Raw genomic sequence first — 22090 nt, 5'->3', positions numbered from 1 at the left:
CTTCTTGGAATAGTTGGCACGCGTCTTGCAATAATCCTTTTGCATAGCAAGTCCATATTTCAACACCAAAGGAGATTAGTCATGAACCTGGTAGCCAACGTATACCGGGGGGATGCGGTAGAAAGCACACACCTCGGTCATGTAGCTGTCGTCGATGCAAACGGAAACTTGCTTTATTCCTACGGCGACCCTCTTCGCCAAACCTTCGCCCGTTCCAGCATGAAGCCGATCCAGGCGATTCCTGTCGTCGAGACGGGAACAGCGGACAAGTTCGGACTGGAGCCTGCGGACCTGTCGCTCTGCTGCGCTTCGCACAGCGGCGAACCGCGTCATCGCTCCCGGGCGATGGATATGCTGATCCGCGCCGGACAGCCGGAAGAAATGCTGCAATGCGGGACCCATGTACCTCGTGACGAGGAAAGCTATAAGGAACTGATTTGTGCGGGCAAGCCATTGACCCCGATCTACAGCAACTGTTCCGGCAAGCATGCGGGCATGATTGCGACGGCTGTCCACATGGGAGAGGAAGCAGCCACTTACCATCTGCCCGAGCACCCTGTGCAGCAGCGTATTCTCGATGCGGTGGTCGATCTGACTTCCTATCCGAAAGAGAAGATCGTTCTGGGGACAGACGGATGCGGCGTTCCCGTACATCGCCTTCCACTGGCCCATTACGCGTGGGCGTATGCCAAAATGGCCAAGCCTGAAGTAATCGAAAATCCGACTCGCCGTCAGGCCGTTACCCGGATCACCGATGCGATGATTGCGCATCCGGAAATGGTCGGAGGCAATAACCGCTACTGTACCGATCTGATGACGGCGTTTGCCGGACGGGTCTTTGGCAAGGCAGGGGCCGAGTCCGTTTACTGCCTGGGCGACCGCCAAACAGGAATCGGCATCGCCGTGAAGATCGAAGACGGCGGCCCTCGCGCAATTTACGCGGTGGTCAATGAGGTGCTTCGCCAACTGGGCATCGGCACAGATGGTCCACTTGAGAAGCTCGCGGAGTACACCAACCCGATCGTGAAAAACATGAGCGGTAAAACAGTAGGCCGCATCGAAACCGCGTTTGCATTAAACGCAAACAACACTCCACTTGGCGTGTAAAGGCCCGTTCTTCCTGACGGCCGTTTACGCAAATACATTTCAAACATAAAAAAAGGGGGAAATCCTGCGATGAATTTGCGCAAAGGATGGAAAGTACTGAGCACTTCCGCTTTGTTGCTGTCGTTGGTAATGACAGGCTGCAGCCAGTCTGCCGCGCCGGCAGATCCAGGAAAGCAGCAAACGGGTGAAACGGGAGGACAAGCAGATGCTTCGGCGAAGCTCCGCCTGAACCTGAAGACGGAGCCGCCTTCTCTCGATCCGCCGAAAGGGTTTGACAGCACCTCCAATGAAGTGCTGAACGCAACGATGGAAGGCCTTGCCCGCCTGGACAAGGATCACAAGCCGCAGCCGGCCATGGCCGAAAAGTGGGCAGTGAGCGAAGACGGAAAAACATACACCTTTACGCTTCGCGACAGCAAATGGTCCAATGGCGATCCGGTAACCGCGCAAGACTTTGAATATGCGTTCAAGCGCATCGTCGATCCGAAAAACGCGTTCCCGTCCGCGTTCCTGGCTTACCACATCGAAGGAGCCGAGGAGTTCAACAAAGGCGAAGGCACAGCCGACGGCGTAAAAGTAAAAGCAATCGATGAGAAGACATTGGAAGTGAAGCTGAAGTCTCCGGCAGGATACTTCCTGCACATCTTGACTCAGCCGACATTCTTCCCGGTAAACAAAAAGGTTGTGGAAAGCAACCCGAACTTTGCGGCGGAGGCGTCTACCCTCGTAAGCAACGGGCCGTTCAAAATCACCGAGTGGGTACACGATCAATCCGTCAAAGTAGAAAAGAACGACGGCTACTGGGATAAGGATTCCGTGAAATACGCGGGCATCGATTGGGTCATGGTCAACGACGAGAACACCCAATACCAAATGTACAAAACAGGTCAATTGGACATGATTCAAACCGTGCCAAACGACTTGAAAAAGCAGCTGGTCGATTCTGGCGAAGCGAAAGTAGAGCCGGAAGCAGCCATCTACTACTACCGGATGAACGTGAAATTGGAGCCGTTCCAAAACGCAAACATCCGGAAAGCATTTGCGCTGGCGATCGATCGTCAAGCTCTGATCGACAACGTCGCGCAAGGCAAACAGCTTCCGGCGTTGGCGCACATCCCGGTCGGCTTGCCAGAACCGGATGGCCGTGACTTCCGTGAGGTCGGCGGCGATTTCATCAAGGACAACGACGTAGAGCAGGCAAAAGCGCTGTTGAAGAAAGGGATGGAGGAAGAAGGCTACACCACGCTTCCGCCGGTCACTCTGACGTACAACACCAGCGATGCGCACAAGCAGATCGCGCAGGTTCTGCAAGAGATGTACAAGAAAAACCTGGGTGTCGATGTAAAGCTGGAAAACAAGGAATGGAAAGTGTTCCTGGCTGATCAGCGCGCTCGTCAACTGCAGATTTCCCGTTCCACGATCCCGGCTGATTACGGTGATCCGCTTACCTTCCTGGAGCTGTTCGTGACCGATCATCCCGGAAACCGCATCAACTACAGCAACAAAGAGTACGATGCGCTTGTGGAAAAAATCCGCAACACGGCTGACGAAAAAGAACGCTTCCAGCTGATGCACGACGCCGAGAAGATGTTCATGGACGATATGCCGCTTGTTCCGATTTACTTTAATACCAAAGTATTCATGGATCAGCCAAATGTAAAAGGCATTATCCGTCACCCAGTCGGAACGCTTGACTTCAAGTGGGCCGAAATTTCGAAAAAATAGTACAATAGCCGAGGACAAGGGCACACTTTCCGGCCCTTGTCCTCACTATACATCTTGGAGCGGGTAGTTATGGAAAAAAACACGGTAACCTTTGTTGCGAAGATGGATGAATTTTTACAATCCGTGGTGAGCCAATGCCATGAGTTGGGCATCTCGCAAGACTTTCATATCGAGGGTCGGCGGGTCGACCAGCTGCCTTATCGGCCGATCGCCGAGGGTTCACTGGTCGTGCTGTCCACCCAAAGCATTTACGGCCAGGTGGAGCCGTATTTGCCGCAAGGCTCCCAGGCGATCATCGCCAAACGGATGCTGCCCTACCCCAATCTGAGGGAAATGCTGGAGATTCCAAAAGGCGTCAAGGTATTGCTTGTCAGCGACACTGCCGAGACGGTGGACGAGACGATCAGGCTCCTGATCGAATCGGGAATGGACTTCGATCTGTATCCGTACTATCCCGGAGCGGATTACCCGCTGGATATCGACATCGCAGTGACGCCGGGCGAAGCGGAGCACGTCCCTCCGACGATTCGCAAGGTCGTCGACATCGGCTTCCGGGTGATCGACCTGTCCACGTGGTTGGAAATTTACACCCATTTTGACAACGGAAATTTCCAAAAGGTAACATCCCGCACCATGCAGTCACTCATGTATATCACGAAGGAACTGAACAACGAGATTCTTCATGCCCGCCTGCTGCAAATGTATCTGGAAGGGATCGTCAACCGGATCGAAGACGCGGTGATTGCCTTGGATGAGCAAGAGGTAATCCGTTTTATCAATCAGAAAGCGATCGATTCGCTCCATTTGCCCGGATCAGGCGTACAGGGGGAAAAAGCGGCCCTGTGCCTGCCGGAAGACTTCATGGAGACGGTTCGCGACTGTGACGAAAATGAAGAAGTGCTGGTTGATTGGGCAGGTCGGACCTACTTTTTCCGAAAGATGCACATCGTCATGGAAGGCCGCTATCTGGGGAGCCTGCTGCTGTTCCGAAAGGCGGCAGAAATCGAAAAGATGGAGCACGACTACCGGATGCGCCTGTACAGCAAAGGCCTGATCGCCAAGTACAGCTTTGACGAGATCTACGGAAAGAGCCAGTCCTTTCAGCAGGTCATCCAGATCGCCAAAAAAATCGCCCGGAGCAATTCCACTGTGCTGCTGCTCGGCGAAACCGGAACAGGCAAGGAACTGCTTGCGCAGGCGATCCACAACGCCTCGCCGAGGAAGCGCGAGCCATTTGTCGGCGTGAACTTTGCCGCCATCTCCGAATCCCTTCTGGAAAGCGAGCTCTTCGGCTATGAGGAAGGGGCTTTTACCGGGGCGAGAAAGGGCGGACATATCGGCTGGTTTGAACTGGCGCACAAAGGGACAATTTTTCTCGACGAAATCGGGGACGCGAGCTGGGCGATCCAGAATCGGCTGCTGCGGGTGCTGCAAGAGCGGCAGATCATGCGCGTAGGGGGCAACAAGGTCATCCCGATCGACATCCGGGTCATCGCCGCCACAAATCAGGATTTGCAGCAAATGGTAAAAGAGGGAAGGTTTCGGGCCGACTTGTATTACCGGCTCAACATTTTGCCGATTCATTTGCCGCCCCTGCGAAAACGGGCGGAAGATATTCCATGGTTGGTAGACGCATTTATCCGTCATTATTGTGTAGATTTGAGACGCCCTCCTTTTACGCTGTCGCGTGAAGCCCTGAAAGCCATGCAGGAATACGACTGGCCGGGAAATATTCGCGAGCTGGAAAATGTCGTAGAGTACTTGGCGCACGTGGTAGAGGAAGAGGTTTACGCGTATCATCTGCCCTTTTTGCAGACTGCCGCCACAGTCCCGATGGAAGTGGAAGGTTTGCGCCACGAGTGTGAAGATGTTTATCAGGAGTACGAAAAGCGAGGATTTTTGCCCGAGATGATCGCCATTCTTCAAGAGCTGTCCACGGCAGGAGGCGGGAGGTACGCTCTATCGGAGCAGCTGCGCGAGCAAGGAATCGACCTTACATCGCAGCAGCTCCGCTACCGTCTGAAAATGCTTCAACAGGATGAACTGGTCCATGTCGGAAAGGGCCGGCAGGGCAGCAGTATCTCTTCAAAGGGAGAAGCCTTTCTCGCCTTTTGCAAGAAAGCTACCGGATAGGGAGGAATTGAGATGAGCGGAAACTGGAGGGAATCGGCTGCCGCGCAGAGAGAGAGTTACCTCGAGAAGCTGATTCCGTTTTTATCAATCAACAGCATTGAGGATTTGACGACTGCCAAGGAAGGCAAACCGTTTGGCGAGGGTGTCGCGGAGGCGCTCGAATATTTGCTGAAGCTGGGCGAGGCGGACGGTTTTGCAACAAAAAATCTGGATGGCTACGCCGGATATGTGGAGTACGGCGAGGGCGAAGAAGAAATCGGCGTCCTTGTCCACGTCGATGTGGTCACGGTCGGAGAAGGATGGACGACACCGCCGTTTAAGCCGGACATTCGGGACGGCAAGATTTACGCCCGGGGAGCGATTGATGACAAGGGGCCGGCGCTGGCAGCGTATTTTGCCTTGAAGCTGTTGAAGGACTCCGGCTTGCCGATTTCCAGACGGATTCGCCTGATTATCGGGACGGATGAAGAAAGCGGCTGGCTTTGCATGCAGCATTATACAAAAGTGGAAACGCTCCCGGAGATCGGCTTTTCCCCGGATGCCTCCTTCCCCATGATTCACGCGGAAAAGGGACAGATCAATCCGACGCTGGAAATTGCGCCAAACATCCCTCTGGATGCCTCGACGTCTTGGAAGCTGCTCTCGTTTGCCTCCGGTGACCAAGGAAACAGCGTGCCGGAAAAAGCGGTTGCCATCGTCGCACTGCCGCGAGACGCGGAGGAAGAACAAAACGTTCGGAGTATTCAAGAGAGCTGGCAATCGCATCTGTCCGCACACGGGGTGAGCGGGGAAGCGATCCCGGGCGGAGACGGAACGCTCCGCTTCTTTGCCAAGGGCTTGCCTGCCCACGGCATGGAGCCGTTCAAAGGAAAAAATGCCGGAACGATCATGGCAAGCTTTCTCAATCGCTTTCCGTTCACAGGATCTGATCGTACCTATCTGCAATTATTGGGCGAGGTTTTGCATGAGGACTACTACGGCGAAAAAATGGGGCTCGCCTGCTCGGACGAAGCTACCGGGCGCTTGACCGTCAACGCCGGCATCTTGACCTACGACCGCGAGGAAGGCGGCTCCGTCCGGCTGAATATTCGCTATCCCGCGACGATCAATCCGGAAGAGTATGTCGAAAAACTGAAGGAGCGAGCGCCGCAACTGAACGTGACGATAGCGAGCCTGAGGACGTCCCGCTCCCATTACGTACCGAAAGACCATCCTGTCATTGAAACGCTCTCCCGCGTCTATACCAAACATACGGGAGAAGAAGCGACATTGCTCTCATCCGGCGGCGCAACCTACGCCAAATCGTTGAAAGCAGGGGTCGCATTCGGCCCGCTCTTCCCAGGGAAGAAATCGATGGCTCATCTCACGGATGAGTACGCGGAGATTGACGACTTGCTCCGGGCCATGGCGATCTACGCAGAAGCCATGTACGAACTAGCGAAATAACATCATGGAGGTTGAGCCATGTCCCATTACCTCGTAAAACGCGTCCTGATGATGCTGCTCACACTGTGGATCATCGTGACGCTGACGTTTTCATTGATGCACTCCATTCCCGGCGATCCGTTTGCTTCCGAGTCAGATCAGCTGCCGGAACAAATTTTGGCCAACCTGCGCGCCAAATACAACCTTGATGAGCCGCTCCCCGTACAGTACGTGCTCTATTTGAAAAACCTCGTCATGCTTGACCTCGGTCCATCGATCAAGTCAGATACGCGAGGCGTAAACGACATGATCGCTGACGGATTTTCCGCGTCCGCGACCTTGGGGGCACAAGCGATTGTGATCGCTATATTCTTCGGGATCACCTTTGGAATCATCGCGGCGCTGAATCGAAATAAATGGCTCGATTACACGGCAATGGCGATGGCTGTCCTTGGCATTGCCATCCCGAGCTTTATCATGGCGCCGCTCTTAATCAACTTTTTTGCGATCAAGTTTCCGATCTTCCCAGTCGCTACTTGGGGAACCTGGATGCATACGGTTCTGCCATCGCTTGCCTTGGCTTTCGGCCCGCTTGCGATCATTACCCGCTACATGCGGGCCAGCATGATCGAAGTGATGAACCAGAACTACATTCGCACTGCAGAGGCAAAAGGTGTTCCTACCTTTACCCTTGTGGTCAAGCACGGCATTCGCAATGCGATCCTGCCGGTCGTCACCTTCTTGGGACCGCTTATCGCTTCGTTGATTACGGGAACCTTCGTGGTGGAGAAAATCTTCGCCGTCCCGGGCATCGGGAAATACTTCGTGGATGGTATTTTCAACCGCGACTACCCGGTTATTTTGGGCACAACGATCTTCTACAGCTCCATCCTGATCGTAACGATTTTCCTGATCGACTTGGCGTACACCCTGATTGACCCGAGAATTAAGCTGACGAACAAGGAGGGATAACCAGTGGCGATGGAACAACGTATCGATCCGCTGTTCCGACCGCTTGCCAAGCAGTCGGAAGCCCATGACATATCCATGCGACCCAGTCTGACGAATGTTCAGCAGGTCGTGCGCAAACTGGTAAAAAACAAACTGGCAATGCTTGGCCTTGCCATTATCTTGCTGCTCGTCGTGATGGCGATCATCGGTCCTCATCTGGTGCCGTACAGCGCATCGGATCAAAGCCTGCTCACGAAAAACAAGCCGGTGTCGGCAGAGCATTGGTTCGGTACGGATGATCTCGGACGGGACATGTTCGCCCGTACCTGGGCCGGAGCCCGCATCTCCCTCACCATTGGCGTTGTCGCCGCTCTGATCGACCTGATTGTCGGCGTGACAGTCGGCGGCATTGCCGGTTACATGGCTGGCAGAGGAAAGCGGGGAGAGCGGATCGACACGATCATCATGCGTGTGATTGAAGTGCTCTACGGCCTGCCGTACCTGCTCGTCGTCATTTTGCTGATGGTCGTGATGGAGCCGGGAATGCTGACGATTATCATCGCGCTGTCGGCTACCGGCTGGACAGGGATGGCCCGTCTGGTGCGGGGCCAAATCCTCCAGTTGAAGAACCAGGAATTCATCCTTGCCTCCCAAGTGCTGGGAGCGAAGTTTTCACGAATTTTGTTCAAGCATCTGATTCCCAATACGATCGGTGTCATTATCGTCAACCTCACCTTTACCATCCCGTCAGCGATTTTTGCGGAGTCATTCCTCAGCTTTCTGGGCCTGGGCGTTCAAGCGCCGGATGCCAGCTGGGGCACCATGACCAACGATGCGATGGGGGTTATTTTGACAGGCGACTGGTGGCGGCTCTTCTTCCCTGGGCTGATGATTTCATTGACGATGTTTGCGTTTAACGTGTTTGGAGACGGCTTGCAGGATGCGCTTGATCCGCGTCTGCGCGAGTAGGACTGGAGGGAGGAACCGCGATGGAAAAACATCTGCTAACGATTGACAACCTGAAAGTGAACTTTAAGACATACGGCGGCGAAGTACAAGCTGTTCGTGGCGTAACCTTCCATGTGGATAAAGGGGAGACGCTGGCGATCGTCGGCGAGAGCGGCTGCGGAAAAAGCGTGACCGCTCAGGCGATCATGGGCCTTATTCCCAATCCTCCGGGCCGGATCGTGGACGGAAAGATCGTTTTCGAAGGAAGCGACATCACCCATCTGACGAAGAAAGAGTGGATGCAAATCCGCGGCTCCAAGATCGGGATGGTGTTTCAGGACCCGATGACCGCGCTCAATCCGACGATGAAGGTAGGAGCTCAAATCGTCGAAGGATTCGTGCGCAACCATCAAGTATCCCGCGAGGAAGCGCAGAAGCGCGCGATCGAGATGCTGCGGCTGGTCGGGATTCCCGATCCGGAAAAACGGGTCGATCAGTATCCGCACCAATTCAGCGGCGGGATGCGCCAGCGTGTCGTGATTGCGATCGCACTGGCATGCCAGCCCCAGCTGGTGATCGCGGATGAGCCGACGACAGCGCTGGACGTGACGATCCAGGCGCAAATTCTCGACCTGCTGAGACGTCTGCAGGAAGAGCAGGAGCTTTCTGTCGTGATCATTACCCATGATCTGGGCGTCGTGTCTGAAATCGCCCACCGGATGGTCGTCATGTACGCGGGAATCGTGGTGGAGACGGGAACGGTTGAAGACGTGTTCGCCGCGCCGCGCCACCCGTATACATGGGGCCTCATGCGTTCTCTGCCGCGCATTGACGGAGAGGAAAAGCAGCGGCTGGTGCCGATCGACGGAACGCCGCCGGACTTGTTCAACCCGCCGAAGGGCTGTCCATTTGCAGCGCGCTGCGATTACGCGATGGAAATTTGCAATCAGCAAATGCCCGAGATCAGCACGTTTGAGCCGGGACATCAGGCGGCTTGCTGGCTGCATGATCCGCGTGCGCCGCGAATCGAGGATTTGGTTGCTGCAGGGAGGCAGGGAGAATGAAAGCTAGCTTGGTAGAAGTAAACAACCTGAAAAAACACTTTCATATCGGGAACGGCCAGCTTTTAAAGGCGGTCGACGGCGTGTCGTTTACGATCCGGCAGGGCGAGACGCTCGGCCTGGTGGGCGAGAGCGGCTGCGGAAAGTCGACGCTGGGACGGACGATCATTCGTCTCTACGAGAATACGGACGGAGAAGTGCTGTACAAAGGCAAGAACGTCCATTGCCTGAAAGGGAAGGAAGCTGGCCAGTTCAACCGGGATGTGCAGATGATCTTTCAGGACCCGCAGGCAAGTCTGAACCCGCGGATGACGGTGGAGGATATTATCGCGGAGGGACTGGACATTCATGGACTCGCCAGGGGAATGCGCAGAGAACGCGTAGCCGAGCTGCTGCAGCTCGTCGGCCTGCGCAAGGAGCACGCCTCCCGTTTTCCGCACGAATTCAGCGGCGGCCAGCGTCAGCGGATCGGCATCGCCAGAGCGCTGGCGGTGGAGCCCGAATTTATCATTGCGGACGAGCCGATCTCCGCTCTGGATGTTTCGATTCAGGCCCAGGTGGTCAATCTGCTGGAGGATTTACAGGCAGAACGCGGACTCACCTATCTGTTTATTGCCCATGACCTGTCCATGGTGAAGCATATTTCTACGCGCATCGGCGTCATGTATTTGGGCAAAATGGTCGAGCTTGCGACCAGCAACGAATTGTACAAGCTGCCGCTTCATCCGTATACGCAGGCGCTGCTCTCGTCGGTGCCGGTTCCAGACCCGACCGTCAAGCGGGAGCGGATCATTTTGCAGGGAGACCTGCCGAGTCCTGCCAATCGCCCGAGCGGCTGCGGCTTCCGTACGCGCTGTCCGAAGGCGACCGAGCGCTGCGCTCTGGAAGAGCCGGTCTGGAAAGAAGCGGAGGCAGGCCACTGGGTAGCCTGCCACCTCTACGACTGATAAAGATAGAAACAAGTCAATACAATCGAAAATATCAGCAGGGCAGCCCCCGCCCACAAGGACAGAGACGTGCAGACTCGGATCAGCGTCTCTGTCTTTTTTTGCAGCACCGGATCCTTTTCTTGAAACCAATCGCTCTCCATGACCCGAGGCCGCTTGAAAAACAGTTGCTTTACCTGCTTGAAGCCCTGGAGGAACACGGTGAAAAAGCCGGAGCGAAGCACCAGCGCGACGCTGCCCAGAATGAGCAGAAACAGCCCCGCCAGAAAGCTTTGGTTGATCAGCCCCAGGAGCGTCTGCGAAGAGAAGAGGAATCCGGCGGCCAGTGCGAGCAGCAGCGCCGCGGGGAGCAGGTATGCGAGTCGTTTGCTCATGGTGTGATCCACGTCCTTTTGCGTTGTGTAAAGGTTCTCTTCAAATGTAGTTCCGTAGATAAAACCGAGTCGCCTTTTTCGCAAGGGGCGAAACATTCACGCTCCTTGTCCAAGACAATGAGGCGGACCGGGTTCGTTTTTTTCATAGTCTTATGATAACTTATTTTACCGTTCTCTTGGGTCTAAACCTGCGCAGTTTTGTGTCTGGAGCATGCAAGATTTTCGACGTGTAAAAGCTCCCTGCTCGTACCGCTGGAGCAAAATTCATGCGGATGGCGTGGTTTCGGCTGCTCACCGGACATATGAGGGCCTTTGTTGACTAGCCCAACCAAAACATCCCCGTGCCGCAAGCTTCGGCCGGGGATGTTTTGCTGCTGCAATTATTTTCGAGCCTGTTTTCTCCGGGAGCTTTCCTGCTAGAAAGGCTGCCAGCGCAGATTTTTCGCCTGCTGAAACCGCTCCTCCACATAGGGCCAGTTGACCAGCCTCCACCAGTTTTTCACGTATTCGGCCCTGTCGTTTTTGTATTGCAAGAAATAGGAATGCTCCCAGACATCGAGGACGAGCAGCGGGATGACGTCCCATTGAGACAGATTCTGATGCTTTTCCGCCTGCAAAATTTCCAGATGCTGTGAACGCGGAGACCAGACGAGAATTGCCCAGCCCGGTCCCTCCACTTTTTCCGCAGCCTGTGAGAATTGGGCTTGAAACGCGGCGAAGGAGCCAAAATCGCGGGTGAGCTGTCGGGCGATATCTCCTGCCGGCTCTCCACCACCCTCCGGACTCATGCCATTCCAAAAAATGGTATGCAAGTAATGGCCGGCTCCGTTGAAGGCAAGCTCGCGCTCCCAGTGACGGATGAGATCGTAGTCGTTTCTGGCGCGCGCTTCCGCAAGCTTGTTCTCTGCCTTGTTCAGATCCTCGACGTATTTGCGGTGGAGCTTGTCGTGATGAATCCGCATGGTTTCCTCGTCGATGTACGGCTCGAGCGCATCGTATGCGTAAGGGATCGGAGGCAGGGTATGTTTGCCGATGGGCACAGGCCGAGCTATCGGTACCGGGGACGGTTGGGGAGCAGCCGGGTAGACCGACTGGCTCGCTTCCGGCTCCTGTTTTTCACGGTTATGGATCAGGCGCAGGAACTGGTGGAATTGCTGCTGTACGGCTTCGGCCTGCTCCATAAGGGCGGGAATGGCAGCAGCGGACTCCTCATTTTTTATGGAATGCGCCCTGCGTCCTATTTGGGTAAACGCCTCTTCAAATTTGTGCATGTGCCTTTCCAGTTCGCGATTGAAGCGATGCTGGCGGCGAAGATGTTCAATCCATTGAATTCCCCATTGGCTCCAGTTGGACAGGTGTCGTGCGTGCTCTTGCAAAGGTTCTCCTCCTCGCTTGCAATCTACCCTACAACTTATGACAAAAGCCCAGAGGGTGTGCGGCATTGGCGGAGTACCTGATAAATATGCGATGCATATGGTAGTAGCGAAAATAAAAGAAGTGGTATGCTATTAGGTATGGACAACACAACAGGGGAGACACACCGATGAGCGACCATGAATTCATTGCGATAATTGATTCCGGGGTAGGGGGCCTGACGGTTGCCAGAGAAGTCATGCGGCAGCTGCCCGGAGAATCCATCCTCTATTTCGGCGACAATGCCCGCTGTCCTTACGGTTCCAGGGCGCCGGAAGAAATTCAAGCCTTCAGTTTTCAGATGATTGAGTTTGTCTCGAAGTTTCCGATCAAGGCGCTGGTAGTGGCGTGCAACACGGCGACAGCGGTCGTACTGGAGGAAGCGAAAAAAAGACTGCCGCTGCCTGTCATTGGCGTAATCGAGCCGGGGGCGAGGGCAGCGATTGGGGTGACGAAAACAAATCGGATCGGGGTGATCGGAACAGAGACGACGATCCGCACCAAAGCGTACGAGCTGGCTGTCAAACAATTGAGGCCGGATTCATTCGCATTCGGGCTTGCTTGTCCCGCCTTCGTGCCCTTGGTGGAAACGCATCGCCAACATACAGAGGAGGCGCAAAAAGAGGTAGAACGGACGTTGGCGCCGTTGCAGGGTCTCGATCTGGACACCTTGATCCTCGGGTGCACGCACTATCCGCTGCTCGCTCCCCTGATTCAGGAAGCCGTCGGGCCCAAAATAACCCTCATCAGTTCGGCAGAGGAAACGGCAAGTGAGGTAAGCCGATTGCTCGGAGGGCTGACAGACGGTTTTTCGCCAGGAAAGGCGCTGCCGTTGTTTCCGCCAAGGCACTGCTTTTACACAAGCGGAAATGCGCTCTCCTTTCAGCGAATCGCGGAAGAATGGCTGGGCTTTCCGGTTGAAGTCGAAAGCCGGCCGCTGGAAAAATTGTACCAATCCTGATCTGGCAAAAACCGCGCGGGAGGTTCTTTCCGTCAGTTTTTATGACTGACGCGAAAGAACCTCTCTTTCTGCGGACAAACAACGCATAAACCCAAGCTGTGCTCGTATACATGTTAGTACAAAGTGTCTGGAGGAGGCTGGATAACATGGAAATACGACGCATCGGCAAAATGACGGCCGTGATCGGAGTCAGCGCCTTGCTGCTTTCGGGGTGCGGACTGTTTGGACCGGAGAAGGAAGCGACCAGCATCGACCCGCCCCCGTTCTCAGAGGTGGCGGTGGAGACGCCAGGCGCCCAATCCCCCACAGACGCAGGAGCCGGAGAGACAGTGGCGGCAACGCAAGAATCGGTGGAGCGAACCGTTTATCTGCTTGATACCACTGGGTACGTCGTGCCTGTATCCCTCACTTTGCCGAAGGTAGAAGGCATGGCAAAGCAGGTGCTGACCTACATGGTCAAAGACGGTCCGGTTGAAAGCATGCTGCCAAGCGGCTTTTCAGCCGTCCTGCCAAAGGGAACGCAGGTAAAGGGACTTGTGATCAAGGATGGAGTGGCGACGGTCGATTTTTCCAAGGAATTTAAAAAATACGATGAAAAACAGGAAAAAACGATCGTCGACGCGGTGACGCGGGCTCTCACGGAGTTCAGCAACGTCAAATCCGTGCAGATCTGGGTAAACGGCACGCCGCTCTCGGAAATGCCGGTAAGCCAAACGCCAACTACTTTTCTTGACCGCAATCTGGGAGTCAACCTGGAGCTTGCAGAGGGGGCGGTACCGGGGAAAACGTCTGCGGTCACCGTTTATTTTCAGGGGCAGCTCGATGACAACCGGACGTATTTCGTCCCGGTGACGAGGCTCGTTCCGGAAACCGAGAACATCGCCAAGGCAGCGGTAGAGGAGCTGATCAAGGGGCCCAAACAGGGCTCGCCATTGTTCAGCTCCCTGCTGCAGACGACCCGCATCCTCGACGTTCGTCAGGAGAGCGGCCTGGTCACGGTCAATTTAAGCGATGACATTCTGAAGTACGATGACGGCAGGGAGGCGAGCCCAGAGGCGCTGGAATCGCTGGTGCTGTCGCTCTCTGACAGTACGGGAGCGAAAAACGTCCAACTCATGGTGGAAGGCAAGCCGCTGAAGAGCGGAAGCTTTGATTTCAGCAAACCGGTCAGCCGATCCGTTCACATCAACTCGATTCAATATTAATGAAGGATGTCTTCCCACGCCTCTCGTTTCGGCGTGGTTTTGCTTTTCCCCAAACCGGTCAACCAGATCTCGCTGATCGCGTTTTGAAAGATCGCCCCAGGCAGAGTGGCAAGTGGTTTTGTCTCTCTGGTATAATGGGCGGAGTTGATGAAAGCAAACTAGGAGGAACATGGAATGAGAAATGATGGCCGCACCCATGACCAGCTGCGTCCGGTTACGATCACGCGGAATTACATCAAGCACGCGGAAGGTTCTTGCCTGATCGAGGTGGGAGACACCAAAGTAATTTGTACAGCGACGCTGGAGGATCGCGTACCGCCATTTATGCGCGGTGGCGGCAAAGGGTGGATTACAGCGGAATACGCCATGCTTCCTCGGGCTACAGAGTCTCGCAATGCCCGGGAGTCTTCCAAAGGCAAGGTGGCAGGGCGGACCATGGAAATCCAACGTCTGATCGGTCGGGCACTGCGGTCTGTCGTGCAACTGGAAGCGATGGGAGAGAGGACAATCTGGCTGGACTGCGACGTCATTCAGGCGGACGGGGGCACTCGGACGGCCTCCATTACCGGTGCCTATGTGGCGATGGTAGAGGCGATGTCAAAGCTCGTCGAGAACGGGACGTGGAAGCAGTACCCTTTGAACGATTTCCTTGCTGCCACCTCTGTTGGGATTATCGACGGGGAAGTCTTGCTTGATCTGAATTACAAGGAAGACTCGTCAGCGACGGTGGATATGAATATCGTGATGACTGGGCAGGGGAAATTCGTCGAGCTCCAAGGCACCGGAGAAGAAGCCCCTTTTTCCGTGGAGCAGCTGCAGGGGATGCTCGCGCTCGCGAAGAAAGGCATGGAGCAATTGTTCGCCGCTCAAAAAGAGGCGCTGTCCGAGCTGACGCTTTCTTTTGAGCAAAAGGGCGAAGGTGAACAGGAGAAAGCAACGGAGGAAAATCATGTCTGAACCGAGAAAAGTCGTGCTCGCCACGCGAAACAAAGGTAAAGTGAAAGAATTCAACAGGCTCTTTTCCGAGCTTGGGTGGGAAGGAATCAGCCTGGATGAGTTCGAAGGCGTTCCGGAAGTGGTGGAGGACGGCGATACGTTTGAAGCCAACGCATTGAAAAAAGCAGTGACGATTTCTACATACTTGGGCATGCCGGCCGTCGGAGACGATTCCGGTCTGGAGGTGGATGCGCTGGGCGGCCGTCCCGGCGTCTACTCCGCCCGGTACTCCGGCGAGAATGCGTCAGATGAAGCCAATTGGCGCAAGCTGCTGGGCGAGCTTGCCGACGTGCCAGACGAGCAGAGAACAGCGAGGTTCCGCTGCGTGCTCGCCCTGGTGGAGCCGGGAGCCGAACCGGTATTGGCGGCGGGCGCCTGCGAAGGGGTGATCGCCCGCGAGCCGAAGGGGACCAACGGTTTTGGCTACGACCCTGTTTTTTATCTTCCGCAGCAGCAAAAAATGATGGCCGAGCTGACGCCGGAAGAAAAGAATCGGATCAGCCACCGCGCCATGGCCATGCAGAATTTGCTGGCGACCTTGAAGTCCGGGAAGTAATTTCAGCGGCTGCGAGGAGAGTGAGGGAGAATGGGCATTCTCATTATGAGCGATACCCATGGACTTGTGCGCGAGGTTAAGGAAGTGGTTGAAAGGCACAAGGCGGAAATGGTCTTTCACTGCGGCGATTACTGTGTCGATCATCAGCGGGAGCCGTTTTCGGAAATGAAGCTGGTCAAGGGAAACTGCGATTTACCTTCCAACGTGCCGGCGGAGAGGCTGACCTCTTGGAAGGGGCTTTCGATCCTGCAGACACATGGACATCTGTTCGGCGTGAAAAGCTCGCTTTTGCGTCTTCATTACCGTGCCGAAGAGACGGGAGCAAACGTGGTTTTGTTCGGTCATTCACATGTCCCCGGATGCGCGGTGGAGCGAGACATCCTGTTCCTGAATCCGGGGAGCCTCCAGCTGCCAAGGGGGTACGATGATCCGACATACGCGATACTGGAAAAGGTCGAAGAAAAATCTGCCGGCGTAGTCGTTCGGGTAACCTACTACGATCACAAGGGCAAGCCGGCGCAAAAGCTCGGGGGAACTTTTTCCATGCGGAGCTGACTTCTTGAAAAATGGAGAATATGTGCTATACTTGAGTGGTTATAATGGCTAGAATTGCACCGCCCTGTCACCATGGTCCTTGCCAGACCTGACAGGCGTGTTTCTCTTGAATCAATCTAGGAGGGGAAGTTTACGTGGCAGCAAAATGGGAAAAGTTAGAGAATAACCAGGGAGTCCTGACAGTTGAAGTAGACGCTTCGCAAGTAGATGCAGCACTTGACCAGGCGTTCAAAAAAGTATCGAAAAAGGTAAATGTGCCAGGCTTCCGCAAGGGAAAAGTACCGCGCAAGATGTTCGAAGCGCGTTTTGGCGTGGAATCTTTGTATCAAGATGCGCTGGACATCATTCTCCCAAACGCTTACGGACAAGCTGTTCGCGAAGCGGGCATTGAACCGGTTGACCGTCCGGAAGTGGACGTCGAACAAATGGAAAAAGGCAAAAACCTGATCTTCAAAGCGACTGTTACTGTAAAGCCGGAAGTAAAACTCGGCGACTACAAGAACCTGACCATCGAGCCGAAAGAGTTCGCGGTTACTGACGAAGATGTTGATGCTGAATTGAAGCGCATGCAAGAGCGTCATGCCGAGCTGGTTGCCGTTGAAGAAGGCCAGGCTCAAAACGGCGATATCGTCTTGATCGACTTCGAAGGCTTCCAGGACGGAGTGGCTTTTGAAGGCGGCAAAGCGGAAGACTACTCGCTGGAGCTCGGTTCCGGTACATTCATCGCCGGTTTTGAAGAGCAAGTTGTCGGCATGAACATCGGCGAGGAAAAAGAAATCAACGTAACGTTCCCCGAAGAGTACCACTCTCCGAACCTCGCTGGCAAAGAAGCTGTTTTCAAAGTCAAGCTGAACAGCCTGAAACGCAAAAACCTGCCGGCATTGGACGATGAGTTTGCAAAAGACGTAAGCGAATTCGATACATTGGACGAGTTGAAAGCAGACACCAAGAAAAAGCTGGAGGAGAAAGCTGCACAGGACAAGGAGCAATACGTTCGCGAGCAGCTGGTTCTGAAAGCCGCTGAAAACGCAGAAATCGGCATTCCGGAAGTCATGATCGAGCATGAACTGGATCAAATGGTCAATGAGTTCGGACAACGCCTGCAATTCCAGGGCCTGACTCTGGACCTGTACTACCAGTTCTCCGGAATGGATGAAAGCCAGCTCCGCGACCAACTGCGTGCAGATGCTACTTCCCGTGTTCGCACCTCTCTGGTGCTGGAAGCAATCGGAAAAGCAGAGAACATTGAAGTAAGCGAAGAGGACGTAACTGCCGAACTCGAAAAGCTGTCTGGCGTTTACGGCCGTCCGGCTGACGAGCTGCGCAAGATTTTCACCGCGCAAGATGGCCTTGCTGCGCTGTACCGCGATGTGCAAACTCGCAAAACAGTTGATTTCCTGGTTGCAGAAAGCAAAGTTAGTGCATAATCTTAGGAAGACCGCATGATCGTTCGGGAGCGAAGTGTCGTTCCCGAACCTTCGATATCAAGGCACGATATTCTCGTGCCTTGTTTTTCACCATCGCCAATCTGCAGCTGTACCGCGTTGTTATCAGGAGAGCTTCGCCTATAGCCTTCCGGGGGAAAAACCGACAGGGGAAGGCTGCCATTACCTCTTTTGCTGACAGAGGAGGAAATACATATGTTAATCCCAATGGTAATCGAACAGACCAGCCGTGGAGAGCGCGCCTACGATATTTATTCGCGGCTCTTGAAAGACCGGATCATTTTTCTCGGCAGTGAAATCGACGATGAAGTGGCCAATTCTGTGGTCGCTCAATTGCTTTTCCTGCAAGCCGAAGATCCGGACAAAGACATCAGTCTCTACATAAACTCTCCAGGGGGTTCCGTGACTGCGGGACTTGCCATTTATGACACGATGCAGTTTATCAAGCCGGATGTGTCCACCATTTGCGTCGGCATGGCCGCAAGCATGGGAGCTGTGCTCTTGACAGCAGGCGCAAAAGGCAAGCGTTTCGCCCTGCCAAACAGCGAAGTGATGATTCACCAGCCATTGGGCGGGGTCCGCGGCCAAGCAGAAGACATTCGGATTCATACCGAATGGATTTTGAAAACGAAGAAGCAATTAACCCAAATTTTGGCGGACCGTTCTGGTCAGCCGTATGAGCGCGTGGAAAAAGACAGCGACCGTGACAACTTTATGAGCGCAGAGGAAGCCAAAGCATACGGATTGATCGATGCCATTATTGAACGGAAAAAATGACCCGTTGTGAGGTGATACGCGCATGTTTAAATTTAACGATGATAAAGGACAGCTGAAGTGCTCGTTCTGCGGAAAGTCGCAGGAGCAGGTAAGAAAGCTGGTTGCCGGACCCGGCGTTTACATTTGCGATGAGTGCATCGAACTGTGCAACGAAATCGTTCAGGAAGAGCTGGGAACCGAAGAAGAAATCGACATGAAAGAAATACCGAAGCCAATGGAAATTCGCAACATCCTGGACGATTATGTGATCGGGCAGGACATGGCGAAAAAATCTCTCTCGGTTGCGGTTTACAACCACTATAAACGAATTAATTCCGGTGCCAAGATCGAGGACGTAGAACTGCAAAAGTCGAACATCCTGCTGATCGGACCGACAGGAAGCGGTAAAACCCTGCTGGCCCAAACACTGGCGCGGATATTAAACGTTCCGTTTGCCATCGCCGATGCAACATCGCTGACGGAAGCGGGTTATGTGGGCGAAGACGTGGAAAACATTTTGCTGAAATTGATTCAGGCCGCAGATTACGATGTGGAAAAAGCGGAAAAAGGCATTATCTACATCGATGAGATCGATAAAGTCGCCCGTAAGTCGGAAAATCCATCGATTACCCGCGACGTCTCCGGCGAAGGCGTACAGCAGGCACTGCTCAAGATTCTGGAAGGAACGGTCGCAAGCGTTCCGCCTCAAGGCGGCCGCAAGCATCCGCATCAAGAGTTTATCCAGATCGATACCTCCAATATCCTGTTTATTTGCGGCGGTGCTTTTGACGGTGTCGAGCAGATTATCAAGCGCCGTCTGGGCAAAAAAGTGATCGGCTTCGGTACGGATATGAACGAAGGCGTGAGAGGCGACCTCAAGCAAGGCGAGTACCTAAAGTACGTCTTGCCGGAAGATCTGCTCAAGTTTGGCTTGATTCCGGAATTCGTCGGGCGTCTGCCGGTTCTCGCGACACTCGAACCGCTGGATGAAGAGACCCTCGTCAAAATTCTCACCGAACCAAAAAATGCGCTGGTGAAGCAGTTCCAGAAGCTGATGAGCCTTGACAACGTCGAGCTGGAGTTTGATGCGGGAGCATTGACCCAGATCGCCAAGGAAGCCATCAAGCGCAATACCGGTGCACGTGGACTTCGTGCCATTATCGAGCAGATCATGCTGGATATGATGTACGAATTGCCGTCTCGTGAAGACGTGAGCAAATGCGTCATCACGGAAGAAACGGTTCGCGATAAAGTAAAGCCCCAGCTTTTGACAAAGGAAGGCCAGGAGCGCAAGCACGAAAGCGCCTGAGCATAACGAAGGAAAATAAGCCACCTCAATCGAGGTGGCTTTTTGCATACGTACATGGTTCATTTTTCCTCTCCTTGGGCCGCGGGGGATTGAACGTGCAGCTCGTTCCTTTTTGCCGCATGTCTATAGACCGGCTCGCTGGTTTAGAGTTTATGTCCCGCACTGCGAGGCAATACTACTCATTATAGTTCAAGAGACGCGAAGGAAAGGCTGTTCCGGCATGCAGAGGCATTGAGTACGGACAGCCTGCTAAATAGTTGCCAGTGAGCATGGGAGGGACTGCGGATGAACTATACCACACTTGTCATTGCCTGCATTGAAGTGATTGTCGGGATTATTATAGGAACCTACTTTTGGAATTTGCTCAGAACCCAGCGCGCGAGCAAGAACTCAAGCGAAAAAGAATCGCGGAAGGATTTGGATCAGCTGCGCCGGATGCGCATGATTGCCTTGACCGAGCCGCTGTCGGAAAAAACGAGGCCAGCTGCACTGGAGGAAATTGTCGGGCAGGAGGATGGCTTGAGAGCGCTGCGTGCGGCATTGTGCGGTCCCAACCCGCAGCATGTGATCATCTACGGTCCGCCTGGTGTCGGAAAGACTGCTGCTGCCAGGGTGGTGTTGGAGGAAGCAAAGAAAAACAAAATGTCACCGTTTACGAGCGAAGCCAAATTTGTAGAGATAGACGCGACGATTGCCCGTTTTGACGAGAGAGGCATTGCCGACCCGCTGATCGGTTCTGTTCATGATCCGATCTACCAGGGAGCCGGAGCTTTGGGGCAGGCTGGTGTGCCGCAGCCAAAGCCCGGAGCCGTAACCAAAGCGCATGGAGGCATCCTTTTTCTGGATGAGATCGGGGAGCTTCACCCCGTTCAGATGAACAAGCTGCTAAAAGTATTGGAAGACCGAAAAGTGATGCTGGAAAGTGCCTATTACAGCGAAGAGAACACACAGATTCCCTCGCACATTCACGAAGTATTCAAATATGGCCTGCCGGCTGACTTTCGACTGGTCGGAGCCACGACGAGGATGCCGGAGGAATTGCCGCCCGCGCTTCGTTCCCGCTGTCTGGAAATCTTTTTCCGTCCGTTGAAACCGGCTGAGATCGGCAGCATCGTCAGAACGGCGGTTCCGAAAATGGACATGACCATGGAGGATGCGGCTGTAGAGGTCATTGAACGCTATGCGACCAATGGACGGGAAGCGATCAATACGGTACAGATCGCCGCTGGCATCGCTCTGACAGAAGAGCGGAAAGTAATCAAGCCCTCCGATGTCGAATGGGTCATGCACAGCAGTCAGAAATCGCCGAGGCAGGAAAAGCAGGTTCACGCTACTCCGCAGGTGGGACTGGTCAATGGACTGGCTGTCTATGGGCCGAACATGGGCAGTGTGATGGAACTGGAGGTAACCGCCACACGTGCAGCGATCCCGGGCAACGGACGAATCACGACGACAGGTTTGGCCGAAGAAGAGGAGATCGGGGGAAGAAGCAGGACGATCAGACGCAAATCGATGGCCAAGGGTTCGATCGACAACGTGTTGACTGTGCTCCATCGCTCGGGCATCCAACCGTACAATTACGATCTGCATATCAACTTCCCCGGAGGAGTGCCTGTTGACGGACCATCCGCTGGCATTGCCATCACAACAGCGATTTATTCCGCCATCAAGGAACTCCCTGTGGACAATCTCCTGGCGATGACGGGGGAAGTGAGTATTCACGGAAAGGTGAAGCCCGTAGGAGGCGTAGTAGCCAAGGTGGAAGCTGCCCGTGCAGCCGGGGCTGCCCGCGTGTTCATCCCGGAAGAAAACTGGCAGAGCTTGTTTGCCGACATGAAAGGCATCGAAGTCATCCCTGTTTCCACCGTACAGCAGGTCCTTGAGCTGGCCTTCAAGGATCTTGCCGAGCCCGAGGTTGAAAGCGCCGGATTTACCCTGCAGCTGCCCGCGGAAGACCTGGCGTCCTCTCCACTCTCCTTGTAATGAAGGGCAGCACCTTGAAATTAGACATCGGAATGTGTTTGCGCTACAATGGTAAGAAGCTTCGACTTTCTCCAAAAGAAGGGAGAAAGCGGCGTGTCAAGACGACCAAAAACGGCTGTTCAGAAGCCGTTTTTGCTTGTATAAAAAAGGCGGTCTGACCAAGTCATTGATTTTTTCGCGAGCAAGGTTATTTCCGCTTTTTCACACAAAAGCTGCAAGAGACTGTTCAGATCAAGGAGA

The 22090-nt window shown here is 54.3% G+C and carries 19 protein-coding genes; 17 read left to right on the top strand and 2 right to left on the bottom strand.

Going from position 1 to position 22090, the window contains the following annotated elements; translation table 11 throughout:
• Positions 1–81 precede the first annotated feature (81 nt).
• The 8 genes from Q3F21_RS17535 (at position 82) to Q3F21_RS17500 (ending at position 10297) form a co-directional block, all read left to right on the top strand.
• On the top strand, positions 82–1107 hold the full coding sequence (locus Q3F21_RS17535) for an asparaginase (protein ID WP_340255776.1): 1026 nt from the start codon (positions 82–84) through the stop codon (positions 1105–1107).
• Positions 1108–1176: 69 nt separating this feature from the next.
• The gene (locus Q3F21_RS17530) at positions 1177–2832 is read left to right on the top strand and encodes a peptide ABC transporter substrate-binding protein (protein WP_340255773.1); all 1656 of its coding nucleotides are present in this window, start codon (positions 1177–1179) and stop codon (positions 2830–2832) included.
• A gap of 69 nt (positions 2833–2901) precedes the next feature.
• A complete protein-coding gene (locus Q3F21_RS17525; RefSeq protein WP_340255770.1) occupies positions 2902–4965 on the top strand; it encodes a sigma-54 interaction domain-containing protein in 2064 nt (687 codons plus the stop codon).
• 12 nt (positions 4966–4977) lie between these two features.
• Positions 4978–6411, top strand: coding sequence for a dipeptidase PepV (gene pepV, locus Q3F21_RS17520; RefSeq protein ID WP_340255767.1), 1434 nt, complete (start codon positions 4978–4980; stop codon positions 6409–6411).
• Positions 6412–6429: 18 nt separating this feature from the next.
• Positions 6430–7362 (top strand): ABC transporter permease, encoded by a 933-nt coding sequence (locus tag Q3F21_RS17515; protein ID WP_340255764.1) that lies wholly within the window; start codon positions 6430–6432, stop codon positions 7360–7362.
• 9 nt (positions 7363–7371) lie between these two features.
• The gene (locus Q3F21_RS17510; RefSeq protein WP_425341275.1) at positions 7372–8310 is read left to right on the top strand and encodes an ABC transporter permease; all 939 of its coding nucleotides are present in this window, start codon (positions 7372–7374) and stop codon (positions 8308–8310) included.
• A gap of 20 nt (positions 8311–8330) precedes the next feature.
• Positions 8331–9353 carry an oligopeptide/dipeptide ABC transporter ATP-binding protein gene (locus tag Q3F21_RS17505; RefSeq protein ID WP_340255758.1) on the top strand — a complete coding sequence of 341 codons (1023 nt, stop codon included), beginning with the start codon at positions 8331–8333 and terminating at the stop codon, positions 9351–9353.
• On the top strand, positions 9350–10297 hold the full coding sequence (locus tag Q3F21_RS17500) for an oligopeptide/dipeptide ABC transporter ATP-binding protein (protein ID WP_340255755.1): 948 nt from the start codon (positions 9350–9352) through the stop codon (positions 10295–10297). Before Q3F21_RS17505 ends, Q3F21_RS17500 begins: the two co-directional genes overlap by 4 nt.
• On the opposite strand, the gene Q3F21_RS17495 is transcribed toward Q3F21_RS17500, so the two are convergent.
• On the bottom strand, positions 10288–10671 hold the full coding sequence (locus Q3F21_RS17495) for a DUF3899 domain-containing protein (protein ID WP_340255751.1): 384 nt from the start codon (positions 10669–10671) through the stop codon (positions 10288–10290). The two genes, Q3F21_RS17500 and Q3F21_RS17495, sit on opposite strands and share 10 nt — an antisense overlap.
• 416 nt (positions 10672–11087) lie before the next feature.
• Positions 11088–12047: a superoxide dismutase gene (locus Q3F21_RS17490; RefSeq protein WP_340255748.1), complete on the bottom strand. Its 960-nt coding sequence runs from the start codon at positions 12045–12047 to the stop codon at positions 11088–11090.
• 167 nt (positions 12048–12214) lie between these two features.
• Between Q3F21_RS17490 and murI the strand changes: the two genes are divergently transcribed.
• The 9 genes from murI to lonB all read left to right on the top strand — a co-directional run bounded on the left by murI (position 12215) and on the right by lonB (position 21850).
• Entirely contained in the window at positions 12215–13045 is an 831-nt protein-coding gene (gene murI / locus Q3F21_RS17485; RefSeq protein WP_340255745.1) for a glutamate racemase, read from the top strand.
• Between the two features lie 146 nt (positions 13046–13191).
• Positions 13192–14250 (top strand): GerMN domain-containing protein, encoded by a 1059-nt coding sequence (locus Q3F21_RS17480; protein WP_340255742.1) that lies wholly within the window; start codon positions 13192–13194, stop codon positions 14248–14250.
• Positions 14251–14424: 174 nt separating this feature from the next.
• Complete coding sequence (gene rph / locus Q3F21_RS17475) at positions 14425–15207, top strand: ribonuclease PH (RefSeq protein ID WP_340255739.1); 783 nt, start codon at positions 14425–14427, stop codon at positions 15205–15207.
• Positions 15200–15802 carry an XTP/dITP diphosphatase gene (locus Q3F21_RS17470; protein ID WP_340255737.1) on the top strand — a complete coding sequence of 201 codons (603 nt, stop codon included), beginning with the start codon at positions 15200–15202 and terminating at the stop codon, positions 15800–15802. The genes rph and Q3F21_RS17470 overlap by 8 nt, the downstream gene beginning before the upstream one ends.
• 30 nt (positions 15803–15832) lie before the next feature.
• The gene (locus tag Q3F21_RS17465; RefSeq protein WP_340255734.1) at positions 15833–16357 is read left to right on the top strand and encodes a YfcE family phosphodiesterase; all 525 of its coding nucleotides are present in this window, start codon (positions 15833–15835) and stop codon (positions 16355–16357) included.
• A 134-nt stretch (positions 16358–16491) separates the two neighbouring features.
• Positions 16492–17784, top strand: a complete 1293-nt coding sequence (tig, locus tag Q3F21_RS17460) for a trigger factor (protein WP_340255731.1) — start codon at positions 16492–16494, stop codon at positions 17782–17784.
• Between the two features lie 213 nt (positions 17785–17997).
• A complete protein-coding gene (gene clpP / locus Q3F21_RS17455) occupies positions 17998–18579 on the top strand; it encodes an ATP-dependent Clp endopeptidase proteolytic subunit ClpP (RefSeq protein WP_340255728.1) in 582 nt (193 codons plus the stop codon).
• Between the two features lie 22 nt (positions 18580–18601).
• On the top strand, positions 18602–19867 hold the full coding sequence (gene clpX / locus Q3F21_RS17450; protein ID WP_340255725.1) for an ATP-dependent protease ATP-binding subunit ClpX: 1266 nt from the start codon (positions 18602–18604) through the stop codon (positions 19865–19867).
• A gap of 285 nt (positions 19868–20152) precedes the next feature.
• On the top strand, positions 20153–21850 hold the full coding sequence (gene lonB / locus Q3F21_RS17445) for an ATP-dependent protease LonB (RefSeq protein WP_340255722.1): 1698 nt from the start codon (positions 20153–20155) through the stop codon (positions 21848–21850).
• Positions 21851–22090: the final 240 nt, after the last annotated feature.

The organism is Brevibacillus borstelensis (assembly GCF_037834415.1).
In the GTDB taxonomy this organism is placed as follows: domain Bacteria; phylum Bacillota; class Bacilli; order Brevibacillales; family Brevibacillaceae; genus Brevibacillus; species Brevibacillus borstelensis_A.
Note: the sequence above shows the minus strand (reverse complement) of the source record. Positions and strands in the feature narration are given on the sequence as shown.

What these genes read in the sequence shown, in the direction of transcription:
- Q3F21_RS17535 (WP_340255776.1), top strand. Translation starts at nt 82, where the DNA reads ATGAACCTGGTAGCCAACGTATACCGGGGGGATGCGGTAGAAAGCACA.
- Q3F21_RS17530 (WP_340255773.1), top strand. Translation starts at nt 1,177, where the DNA reads ATGAATTTGCGCAAAGGATGGAAAGTACTGAGCACTTCCGCTTTGTTG.
- Q3F21_RS17525 (WP_340255770.1), top strand. Translation starts at nt 2,902, where the DNA reads ATGGAAAAAAACACGGTAACCTTTGTTGCGAAGATGGATGAATTTTTA.
- pepV (WP_340255767.1), top strand. Translation starts at nt 4,978, where the DNA reads ATGAGCGGAAACTGGAGGGAATCGGCTGCCGCGCAGAGAGAGAGTTAC.
- Q3F21_RS17515 (WP_340255764.1), top strand. Translation starts at nt 6,430, where the DNA reads ATGTCCCATTACCTCGTAAAACGCGTCCTGATGATGCTGCTCACACTG.
- Q3F21_RS17510 (WP_425341275.1), top strand. Translation starts at nt 7,372, where the DNA reads ATGGAACAACGTATCGATCCGCTGTTCCGACCGCTTGCCAAGCAGTCG.
- Q3F21_RS17505 (WP_340255758.1), top strand. Translation starts at nt 8,331, where the DNA reads ATGGAAAAACATCTGCTAACGATTGACAACCTGAAAGTGAACTTTAAG.
- Q3F21_RS17500 (WP_340255755.1), top strand. Translation starts at nt 9,350, where the DNA reads ATGAAAGCTAGCTTGGTAGAAGTAAACAACCTGAAAAAACACTTTCAT.
- Q3F21_RS17495 (WP_340255751.1), bottom strand. Translation starts at nt 10,671, where the DNA reads ATGAGCAAACGACTCGCATACCTGCTCCCCGCGGCGCTGCTGCTCGCA.
- murI (WP_340255745.1), top strand. Translation starts at nt 12,215, where the DNA reads ATGAGCGACCATGAATTCATTGCGATAATTGATTCCGGGGTAGGGGGC.
- Q3F21_RS17480 (WP_340255742.1), top strand. Translation starts at nt 13,192, where the DNA reads ATGGAAATACGACGCATCGGCAAAATGACGGCCGTGATCGGAGTCAGC.
- rph (WP_340255739.1), top strand. Translation starts at nt 14,425, where the DNA reads ATGAGAAATGATGGCCGCACCCATGACCAGCTGCGTCCGGTTACGATC.
- Q3F21_RS17470 (WP_340255737.1), top strand. Translation starts at nt 15,200, where the DNA reads ATGTCTGAACCGAGAAAAGTCGTGCTCGCCACGCGAAACAAAGGTAAA.
- Q3F21_RS17465 (WP_340255734.1), top strand. Translation starts at nt 15,833, where the DNA reads ATGGGCATTCTCATTATGAGCGATACCCATGGACTTGTGCGCGAGGTT.
- clpP (WP_340255728.1), top strand. Translation starts at nt 17,998, where the DNA reads ATGTTAATCCCAATGGTAATCGAACAGACCAGCCGTGGAGAGCGCGCC.
- clpX (WP_340255725.1), top strand. Translation starts at nt 18,602, where the DNA reads ATGTTTAAATTTAACGATGATAAAGGACAGCTGAAGTGCTCGTTCTGC.
- lonB (WP_340255722.1), top strand. Translation starts at nt 20,153, where the DNA reads ATGAACTATACCACACTTGTCATTGCCTGCATTGAAGTGATTGTCGGG.